Annotated in this window: 8 protein-coding genes; 4 read left to right on the top strand and 4 right to left on the bottom strand. The window is 65.7% G+C overall.

The features are described from left to right. Positions 1–173: 173 nt before the first annotated feature. From FVW20_RS19325 to FVW20_RS19335, 3 genes are all read left to right on the top strand, one after another. The gene (locus tag FVW20_RS19325) at positions 174–683 is read left to right on the top strand and encodes a virion core protein, T7 gp14 family (protein WP_196610845.1); all 510 of its coding nucleotides are present in this window, start codon (positions 174–176) and stop codon (positions 681–683) included. A gap of 92 nt (positions 684–775) precedes the next feature. Beyond that, positions 776–2356, top strand: coding sequence for a tail fiber protein (locus FVW20_RS19330; protein WP_196610846.1), 1581 nt, complete (start codon positions 776–778; stop codon positions 2354–2356). A 4-nt stretch (positions 2357–2360) separates the two neighbouring features. Continuing rightward, positions 2361–2678, top strand: coding sequence for an XkdW family protein (locus FVW20_RS19335; RefSeq protein ID WP_196610847.1), 318 nt, complete (start codon positions 2361–2363; stop codon positions 2676–2678). A 343-nt stretch (positions 2679–3021) separates the two neighbouring features. Here FVW20_RS19335 and FVW20_RS19340 read toward each other — a convergent pair whose 3' ends face one another. Together FVW20_RS19340 and FVW20_RS19345 are read right to left on the bottom strand one after the other, a co-directional pair. After that, on the bottom strand, positions 3022–5043 hold the full coding sequence (locus FVW20_RS19340) for a methyl-accepting chemotaxis protein (protein ID WP_196610848.1): 2022 nt from the start codon (positions 5041–5043) through the stop codon (positions 3022–3024). 272 nt (positions 5044–5315) lie between these two features. Further along, positions 5316–6935 (bottom strand): DUF438 domain-containing protein, encoded by a 1620-nt coding sequence (locus FVW20_RS19345; protein ID WP_196610849.1) that lies wholly within the window; start codon positions 6933–6935, stop codon positions 5316–5318. Between the two features lie 520 nt (positions 6936–7455). Between FVW20_RS19345 and ettA the strand changes: the two genes are divergently transcribed. Beyond that, entirely contained in the window at positions 7456–9138 is a 1683-nt protein-coding gene (gene ettA, locus FVW20_RS19350; protein ID WP_196610850.1) for an energy-dependent translational throttle protein EttA, read from the top strand. Between the two features lie 132 nt (positions 9139–9270). On the opposite strand, the gene FVW20_RS19355 is transcribed toward ettA, so the two are convergent. Both FVW20_RS19355 and FVW20_RS19360 read right to left on the bottom strand, forming a co-directional pair. Further along, a complete protein-coding gene (locus FVW20_RS19355) occupies positions 9271–9588 on the bottom strand; it encodes a TM2 domain-containing protein (protein WP_196610851.1) in 318 nt (105 codons plus the stop codon). 92 nt (positions 9589–9680) lie between these two features. Further along, positions 9681–10360 (bottom strand): methyl-accepting chemotaxis protein (locus tag FVW20_RS19360; protein WP_231039274.1); only part of this gene is annotated, 680 nt, incomplete at its 5' end.

Below are 10360 nucleotides of genomic sequence, written 5' to 3' on the forward strand. Positions count from 1 at the left end.
GGCCCTGGCACAGCGCCCGGCCACGGCGCACTGGCTGGCCCGGTGCGGGTTTGCCGTGGCCGCGCACCCCATGCCGCTGGGGCATGGGGGCGCGCCGTTCCATCCCTTCACTTCCGGCGATGTTCATGCGGCCAGCTTCACGCCGGAACAACCGGCCAACACGGGAGGATGACATGTGCGGATTGCCCCAGGCCTTGTTGGCAGCAGCCGTCCTGCAGGGCGGCTACACCCTGATGGATTCGAACCGGACCGCCAGCGCCGCCAGGGCGCAGCAGGAATACCAGGCGGCCACCCAGCGCAATGCGGCCATGCAGGCCAATTACCAGATCGAGGAGACCCGGCGCGATGCCGAGCGCACCGAGCGGGCGCTGAAGCGCCAGGCGCGTTCGCAGCAGGCGGGGATGCGCTCGCTGCTGGCGGCGTCGGGCATGGACGCGGGTTCGGGAAGCGCGCTGGATGTCTTGCAGGACCAGTCGCTGGCCGCCGAGGCCGACGTGCTGGACGTGCGGCGGCAGTCGGAGCGGCGGCAGCGTGCGCTGGAATATCAGGCTGCCGGCGCGGACAGCAGTGCCTCTCTGCTGATGGGCATGGCCAACGACCCGTGGTCGCGGGTGCGCCAGGGGTGGCGCAGCGGCATGATCATCGGCAACACCGTGCAGGGAGCGGGCAACCTTCTGATCTAGGCCCATCCTGATCCGGTACCGGTTCTGTGGCCTGCATCCGGCTTCAGGAGCAACCCCGGGCCAGTGCCGACAAGAATGCAAAGGAGCGGACAATGACCATCGTATCGACGAGCACCGTCGAACTGTACACCGGCAACGGCACGCAGACGGAGTGGCCGGTGACCTTCCCGTTCCTGCGGCCCGAGGACGTGCGGGCCGTGGTGAGCGGGACGGGCGGCGACAGGGTGCTGGCCTATGGCGCCGACTACGTGGCCGCCGCACTTCCGGGCGGCGGGGGCAGCGTGACCACTGCACCGGGCGCGCCCGGCATGGTGGGCGCGGGTGAACATCTGACCCTGTGGCTGGATCAGTCCTTCACGCAGGAGATGGATCTGCGCAATACCGGCGTGCTGGACGCGGAAATGCTGGAGCGCGGCTTTGACCGGCTGACCCTGATGGCCCAGCAACTGCGCGAAGAGGTGGAGCGTTGCGTCAAGGTGCCCCTGACCGACCAGTCCACGCGGCCCGATGCCCTGCTGGAGGGCATCACCGCCAACGTGGGCCGCGCGGAACTGGCGGCTCTGGACGCGCAGGGGCAGGCGGCGTCCGCCACGGCCAGCGCGGCACGGGCGGAATCCGCAGCCACCAGCGCCGATGCGACCCTGGCCGGAGTGCAGCAGTTGCACGGAGATGTGGCCCAGGCCGTAGCGGATGCCAGGCAGGACGTGCTGGCCTCGGCAGCCTTCGTCCCCATCGGGGCCATCCTGGACTTCCCGGTGAACACGGTGCCGGCGGGCTTTCTGATCTGCGCCGGGCAGGTGGTGACGCGGGAGGCATACCCGGACCTGATCACCTACCTGACCGGGGGCACAGTGGCCCTTGCCGCCACCATCCCCGACCTGCGCGGCGAGTTCCGGCGCGGGGCGGACCTTGGGCGCGGCGTGGATGCCGGGCGCGTGGTGGGCAGTGCGCAGGGCGATGCGTTCCAGGGCCACAGGCATTTCTCGAATGGCAGTAATGATGTACAAGCCGGTGCCTCCAGCAGCCGTCTGTATTCTCTTTCTTATCCAGCCGGTGACCAGCAGGCCGTTGGTGACCCCACCACCGATACACGGAATGGCGCACCGCGAACTGCCTCTGAAACCCGACCCCGCAACGTGGCCGTGGTGTCGTGCATCAAGGCGTACCACGCGCCCATGAGCGCCGCCCCGGTGGACCTGACGGCGGCGCTTGGGCGTTTGGATGCGCTCGCCGCCGTGTTCAGCCCCAACGTGGGCAAGTTCTGCACCGTGTACCCGACAGCTACGGGCGTTTCGCAGTCGTTCCCCGCCAATGTGGAGACCATTATGTCAGCCAATGGGGGTATGACCACTATCGGAGAAAGCTGGCCCAGTGCCGGTGACGGCTCCATGTCCATCGTCATTCCGGAAGACGGGGTGTACGAGGTGCGGGCTACCGCCAAGTTGTACAGCGGGGCCGTTGGCGCCTTTGTCTGGGGCACCATCCTTGCGGACGGCAGCGGGCTTGTCGAATCCGTAACCTACTCCCAGATGCAGATGCACACGAGCCTGAAGCTTCGGGCCACCCGCCAGCTTGCCGCAGGGACGGTGCTGAAAGTTCGGATATACCCCAGCGCGCTTGCGTCCGGCGGCGGCGGGAATGTGAACAACCTGACTGTGACGCGAGTGAGGTAGGACCATGCACAACGAACGCATGCACGAGGCCTTGTGCCGCCTGTACCCCGATGCCCCGGCTGGCGCGTGGGAACTGGCGTGCGGCCCGGAGACGGATTGGGACGTGGCCGTTGCGGCCTGGAGGCTGGAGGAGGCGCAGCCCACGCAGGCGGCGCTGGACGCGGTGTACATGGCGCTGGCCGAGGAGGGGGCGGCTCCTCGTCCACCCGAACCGGAACCGCTGGACCTGAACACCATCACCTATGCCCAGGCGGACGCCATCATCCGCGCCGAAAGCGTGGAGGATTTGCGGCAGGCAATGCTGGACGTGCTGGGCCTGTAGGGGGGGCGGCGAACGAGGACAAGGGGCAGCGGCGGACAAGATACAGCCGGGGCATGGAACAGCGGAGTGCAGGGGCACCGCCGGGCAAGGTTGCGTGAAGGGCATGGCACCGATCGTGGATGACGGGTGCGGGGGATGATGAACGTCGCGAGTGGCGTGAAATGACAGGGCCCCCGGCATGCCGGGGGCCCTGTGTCCTTTTATGGGAGCCGTCACCGTTCGTCATTCTCCGGGAGCGTCTCCGGATGCCTCCGGATGTCTTCGGATGTCCCCGGGCGACTCGGGGCGACTCCGGGTGCCGCTCGCTCACCCGCTCCCTGGCCAGCTGCTCACGCAGGCCCGTCTACTTCATGGAATCCATCAGCCGCCGCAGGGCGGCTGCCTGTGCCGAAAGCTCGGCGATGGCGGTTTCCGCCTCGGACATGCGCATGGCCGTGGAACCGGATATTTCGTTCACTTCGGCGATGATGCGGTTCAGTTCGTCGCCGGTGGCGGCCTGTTGCTCGGCAGCGGTGGCGATGGAGTTCACCTGGTCGGAGGCCTGCTGCACCGCGTGCACGATTTCCTGCAGCATGCCGCCCGCCTCGTTGGCAAGGGCCTGGCTGTCGGTGACGCCGCGCACGGCAACGTCGGTGGCTTCCGCGCTGCGCCGGGCCGATTGCTGGATGCCTCCGATGGCCGCCTCTACCTCGCGGGTGGCGTTCATGGTCTTTTCCGCCAACTTGCGCACCTCGTCGGCGACAACGGCAAAGCCGCGCCCGGCATCCCCGGCGCGGGCCGCTTCAATGGCCGCGTTCAACGCCAGCAGGTTGGTCTGGTCGGCAATGTCGCTGATGACCCCCAGCACGTTGCCGATGTCGCTGGCCTGGGTGCCCAGTTTTTCCATTTCGCTGCGCAGTTCGCGCGAATGGCTGCCCAACCCTTCGATGGCGGCGGTCACCTTTTCCACGATGTCCGCGCCCTGCCTGGCCCGTTCGGACATTTCCGCCGTGGTGCGGTTGGTGTCCGAGGCGTTGCGGGCCACCTCGCGTACCGTTGCGGCCATTTCGTCCATGGCCGTGGCCGATTCGGAACTGCGCTGCAACTGCCTGTCGGCCCCGCGCGCGGCCTCGCCCACCCGGTCGGAAAGCTGGCTGGCGGCATCGGCCACGGTGGTTGCGATGGCGTCTGCATCGCGGGCCACCCCGGCAATGCGTTCGCTGCGTTCCCGCGCTTCCAGTTCGCCGTGCTTCACTGTGGTGATGTCCTGGCGGATTTCCATGTACCCCACCAGCGTGCCGTCGGGCTTGCGCACCGTGGCCGCGCGGGAATGGAAATAGCGCGTCTCGCCGCCCATCTGCCGGGTGAAGTCCAGTTGGGTTTCGGCCTCGCCGGTGCGGGCCAGGCGGTCGATGGGGGGCTCCGTGCCGTACACGTCCGCCCCCTGGTAACTGCCCAGCGGCTTGCCGATCAGGCTGTCTTCCGCATGGCCCAGCAGGGCGCAGGCGGCGCTGTTCAGGGCACGGATGTTGCGGCGCGGACCGGTGACGATGATGGGGTCGGGCACGCGATTGATGATGGCCCGGTTGTAGGCCACCCGTTCGCGGATGGCGTCCACCATGTGGTCCACGGCGTCGTGCAGGCGCGCCACTTCGCCGCTGAACGAAAATTCCGATTTGTGTTCGAGGTCGCCGCCGGCCACGGTTTCGGCAAAGCCCACCAACGCCGCGAGAGGCTGGTTTATGGAGCGGTACAGCCACCCGGCGCCGAATAGGGTCAGCACGATGGAGCACAGCGTAAGCACCGAGAGGGCGATGACGTATTCATCGTGGCTCCGGCGCATGGACTCAACGTGTCTGTCCAGCCCTTCGTCAGCGAGAACGACGACTTTGGCGACGTTGTCCTCCAGTGCGTAGATGTGATCCTTGGCTGCGGAAAACTTGGAGTTGGCTGCTTGAGGCGTCATCTCACCCGTCATGGCGCCCCGCGCCACGTCCCGAAAGGCCGCAAGGTATGCCTCGTGGGCGGACAGAATGCGCTGGGGCAGGGCGAGCGCATCCGGCGGGGCGGCGCTGGCGCGCAACTGGCGGTCCAGGTCTTCAATGCCCCCGCGCAAATCTTTGGCGGCCTGTTCGAATTTCTGCAGGTATTGTTCCTGCTTCTTGGGGTCTCCGATGTTCAGGAACAAATCCTTCTCGTATCTTCTGTGCTGTGTCGCCTGATAATTGATGCGAATGGCCGTGGTTCTGAGCGAGACATGCTGCCCGACGAGCACGTCGATATCCTGACTCGTGCCCTGAAGGCTCCAGAATATTCCTACCCCAAGCGACAGGAGGACGAATATGAGGAACACAAGCCCCAACATAAGCTTTTTGCGAACAGTCATGCTATGGTCTCCGCGCCCTGTTCCGGGTTTGTCGATACTGTTGCTTCGGTGTCGGCTTCACCTGCAGACCGAGAAGTGCTGTGTGCTCCTGGAGCGGGATGAGGCAATGCCTAGACGCTCTGCGAGCGACACGAAAATGTCAATTGTATATCGCGAAAGGCGTGTTACATTATTGTCACGCCGAGGGATGCAGGGGCAGGAAAATGCAATGGCCCGGAGACGTTCCTCCGGGCCATTGCATTACTGTTCGACGTGCTTCGGCGTTTTTGGGGTCAGCTCCATTCCAGCAGGCGGCGCTGGCCGGTCAGGGCGCGGATGTCCGTGACGTCCTGCGATACCTCCAGGCAGCCAAGGTAGGCGCCGTCGGTATCGCGCACCGCAAAGTAGCGGATGTGCAGGAAGCGGCCGCCAAGCTCTATCCAGAATTCCGCCATATCGCGCTCGCCAGCCTTGAATTTGGCCAGGATGTCTTCGACCATGTGCACGGATTTCGGCGGGTGGCAGTTGCTCACGTTGCGCCCGATAACCGCCGCGCTGCGCGGAAAGATGCGGTGCGGCACGTCGGAATAGTATGCCACCCGGTCGTCGGCATCCACAAAGCTCAGGTCCACCGGCAGGCTGCGCAGCATCTGGTTGAGCACGTTGGGGGCCAGCGCGCCGGTATCCAGCTGCACCAGTTGCGTGGATCCGGCGGCGCGCGTCCGGCCAGCCGTGTCCGCCACGCCCGCCAGGCCCGCCAGATGGGGCGCCTGCGGCGTCCATTCGTCGCCGGGCGTCACCCAAGCGTAGCCTATTTCGTCCTCGCCGTGGCGCACCCGCGCCCACTGGGCTTCCGTCAGCGATTCCAGGGCCATGGGGAAGAGCACCTTTTCTTCCTTGTAGACCATGTCCTTCACGGCTTCCGCCGCGTCGCGCGCGGCCAGCGCGGCTGCCGTGGCGGCCAGGTTTTCCATGGCCGCGCGGGCGGTCTTGAACAGCGCGCGGATGTCGTCGTGCACTTCCCACATGACCTTGGGCGGGGCCTCTATGCCGTTTTCCTCCAGCAGGGGAAACAGCTGGTTTTCCTTGCGGGTGTAGTGCACTTCGATGTGGGCCAGGTCTTCCAGCAGTTCCTTTACGTAGCGGCTGCTGAACGACCAGGCCATCTCGTCGATGGGCGAGGTGCGGTCACCGGGGGTGCGGTGCATGCGGTCCACCTGCGAGATGATCTCGTCGGCCACTTCCATGGCCCTGGCGTTTTCGTCCATGTAGGTGCGCACCGGGTGTCCGGCGGGCGCGGAAACCGCAGGGGTCTCGTCCAGCGCGCCTTTGAACAGGTCCACATGCAGCGAGCACAGGCGCTTTATCTCGGCTTCCGGCAGGCCCTCGGCCACCATGGCCTGTTCCAGCCGGGCAATGTCCCCGCCGGAAATGTCGCCCACGGCGGCGGCAAAGCGCGCCTTCAGCGTTGCCGGGTCCGCCCCGGCGTGCAGTTCGCGGATGAGGGCCTTCAGGGTATCCATGCGCGCGGCGTCGGACAGGGGCGATCCGGACGCAGGGGCCTGCCCGGCATCGCACGGCGTGCCGCAGGTGCTGGCGCAGGGTGATGTCCCGGTCTCGGCAACGGGTTTGGGGCCGGGCTTTGCGCCGGTGCCGGGAGCGCCCTTGGGCACGATGGTCACGGCTTCGGAAGAATGGTCCATCACGCCGCGCGCAATGTGCAGCATCAGGCCGTTGACCTCCAGCCCGGCGATGTCCGCCGCCTGCTGCAAGGTGGCCACCCGGCCCAGCGTGTTGCGCAGAAGCGGGTTTTTCAACTTGGCGAAGGCGGGCGCGAAGTCGGCCAGCACGTCGATGAGGTAGGGGCGCTCCGAGACAAGATCGTGTATGGACGTGGACGGGGCGAGATGCATGGGGCCTCCCGTGGGGTTTCGTGTGGTCTGTGGTGCGCCCGGCGCGATGGTTGGCGTTTGCCGGAATCGCATGACAGGCCGTGTCGCCATGGCCGGTCGTGTCGCCATGGCCGGTCGTGTCGCCAGGGTAGGACCGGGCGCGGCCATGTGCCGTGACGGGCGTCACGAAGGACAGCATACCACGGATGTTTCCGGAACGGCAGGGGGGCGGGGCGCACGACAGTGCCCGGCAGCGTCGGCGCGCGGTACGGCCTGCTCCGTGCCGCCCGCGCGGTCATCCCGCGTGCGCCCGCACACTGGACAAAATCACTGCGGTCTGCAAAAGCACAAGGGCCGCGTTTCGTCGGCATATCCCCGAACACGGCAATGGAGCCGTTTCCGCACGCCAGTGCCGGACCGCCCGCGCGGCGTCCCGCGCAGCATGCGACACCGCGACTGGCGCACCCCGTGCCAACCTCCCGGTAGGCAGGCACCGGCCCGGAAACAACCCGACCAGACAATAACCCCGAAAGGTGGACCAATGAGCAACGAACCGGACAAGATCATCTATTCGATGATCCGCGTCACCAAGCGCCACGGCCAGCGCGAGGTGCTGAAGGACATTTCCCTCTCCTACTTCTACGGCGCCAAGATCGGCGTGCTGGGCCTGAACGGCTCGGGCAAGTCGTCGCTGCTGAAGATCCTGGCCGGGGTGGACCCCAACTTCGACGGCAAGACCGTGCTCGCGCCGGGCTTCACCATCGGCTACCTGGAGCAGGAGCCGCTGGTGGACGAAACCCGCACCGTGCGTGAAGTGGTGGAAGAGGGCGTGCAGGACATCGTGGATCTCGTGAAGCAATTCGAGGAGATCAACGCCAAGTTCGCCGAGCCCATGGAACCGGACGAGATGGACGCGCTCATCGAGCGCCAGGGCAAGGTGCAGGAACAGATGGACGCCAAGGGCGCCTGGGACCTGGACGCCCGCCTCGAAATGGCCATGGACGCCCTGCGCTGCCCCCCCGGCGACACCCCCGTGTCGGTCATCTCCGGTGGTGAACGCCGCCGCGTGGCCCTGTGCCGCCTGCTGCTGCAAAGCCCCGACATCCTGCTGCTGGACGAACCCACCAACCACCTGGACGCCGAATCGGTGGCCTGGCTGGAACGCTTCCTCCAGACCTTCCCCGGCACGGTCATCGCCGTCACCCACGACCGCTACTTCCTCGACAACGTGGCGGGCTGGATTCTGGAACTGGACCGTGGGCGCGGCATTCCGTGGAAGGGCAACTATTCCTCGTGGCTGGAGCAGAAGGAAAAGCGCCTGCAGCAGGAAGAAAAGTCCGAGGTGGAGCGCCAGAAGACCCTCCAGCGCGAACTGGAGTGGATCCGCATGTCGCCCAAGGGCCGCCACGCCAAGGGCAAGGCGCGCATCAACGCCTACGAGGCCATGCTGAGCCACGAAAGCGAAAAGCGCGCCCCGGACCTGGAAATCTACATCCCGCCGGGACCGCGCCTGGGCAAGGTGGTCTTCGAGGCCAAGGACCTCGCCAAGTCGCTGGGTGACCGCCTGCTGATGGAAGGCGTGGACTTCCTCATTCCCGCCGGGGCTATCGTGGGCATCATCGGCCCCAACGGCGCGGGCAAGACCACCCTGTTCAAGATGCTGGCGGGCGTGGAAACGCCCGACGCGGGCGAACTGAAGATCGGTGATACCGTTCAGGTGGCCTTCGTGGACCAGAACCGCGATTCGCTGGAAGCGGGCAAGACCGTGTACGAGGTGATCAGCGAAGGGTACGAAACGGTCAAGCTGGGCAACCGCGAGGTGAACGCCCGCGCCTACTGCTCGCGCTTCAACCTGATGGGCCAGGACCAGCAGAAGAAGGTGGACGTGCTGTCCGGCGGGGAACGCAACCGGGTGCATCTGGCCCGCATGCTGAAGTCCAACGCCAACGTCATCCTGCTTGACGAACCCACCAACGACCTTGACGTGAACACCATGCGGGCGCTGGAAGACGGCATAGAGAACTTCGCGGGCTGCGTGCTGGTCATCAGCCACGACCGCTGGTTCCTGGACCGCATCGCCACGCACATCCTGGCCTTCGAAGGGGATTCCAGCGTGGTGTTCTTTGATGGCAACTATTCGGAATACGAAGAAGACCGCAAGAAGCGCCTGGGCAAGGACGCCGACACGCCGCACCGGATCAAGTTCCGCAAGCTGACCCGCTAGGGTTTGCGGCAAAATGAATGAAAGGCCCCCGCATCGGAAACGGTGCGGGGGCGTTACCGCAACACCTTGCCGCGACAGTCCAGTGACCGGGTGATGTTGTGGTTTGTATCTCTACCGGGATCGGCTAGCGTACTATGCGTACTTATCTTCGAATTGCGCCTGATCCATGCTAAGCAAAATAATGAACTCGATAAACGCAGCGATAGCCGGGATGAAGGTCCAGCAGAAAAGCAGATAGAGTAGCCCCCACCCCGTCTTGCCGAGGTAGAACTTGTGTGCGCCAAACCCGCCAAGGAAAAAGGCGAGCAATGCCGCAGTGGTCTTGGATCGGGCACTGTACTTGCGAACCCGGACACCACAACTTGGGCATATTTCGGCCTTTTCTTTTACAGGCTTGCCGCAGGCTTCGCAGTATTTTTCGCCGTAATTCAAGGTTGCTGAGTCTTCCATATCCACCTCCTGAAATTTTTCACAACATATAGCATCTGGCGTAAAACATGCAATCTTGAGTAGAATGATCAGGGGAGCGTATACCGCCTGCGCTACCCCTCCTTGAACCGCGCGACGAGGTCGCCTAGGCGTTGCGCCTCGGTATTCAGCTCGTCCAGCGAACGTTCCGCGTCACGCATGGCCCTGGCGGTGTCTTCGCTGATGGTGGTGACGTCGCCCAGCGATCGCACGATGTCCGCGCTTACCGCCGCCTGTTCCTGGCCCGAGGTGGCCACGGCTCGCACCTGCGCGGACACGCCGGAGGCCAGACGCACGATTTCGTCCAGCGAACTGCCAGCGGTATCCGCCTGGGCATTGGCCTGGGTCACCGCCTCCACGGCGGCGTCCACCTGGCGTGCGCTGGCCGTCGTGCCGTCCTGAATGGCCCGGATGGCCTCGCCCACCTCGCGCGTGGCGTTCATGGTCTTTTCCGCCAGCTTGCGCACTTCGTCTGCCACCACGGCAAAGCCGCGTCCGGCATCCCCGGCGCGGGCCGCCTCGATGGCGGCGTTCAGCGCCAGCAGGTTGGTCTGGTCGGCAATGTCGCTGATCACGGCCATGATGCCGCCAATGCTCTCGGCCTTGCGCGAAAGGTCGGCCATGCTCGCGTGCAGGCTGGCGGCGCCTTTCTCCACGCGGACCACGGCCTCCTTGACCCGCTGCACACCCTCGGCTCCTTCGCGGGCCTTGGCCTGGGCGTCGTCGGCGGTGTCGGCGGCGCCCGCCGCCCCAC

The organism is Nitratidesulfovibrio oxamicus, from assembly GCF_015731765.1.
In the GTDB taxonomy this organism is placed as follows: Bacteria; Desulfobacterota; Desulfovibrionia; order Desulfovibrionales; family Desulfovibrionaceae; genus Cupidesulfovibrio; species Cupidesulfovibrio oxamicus.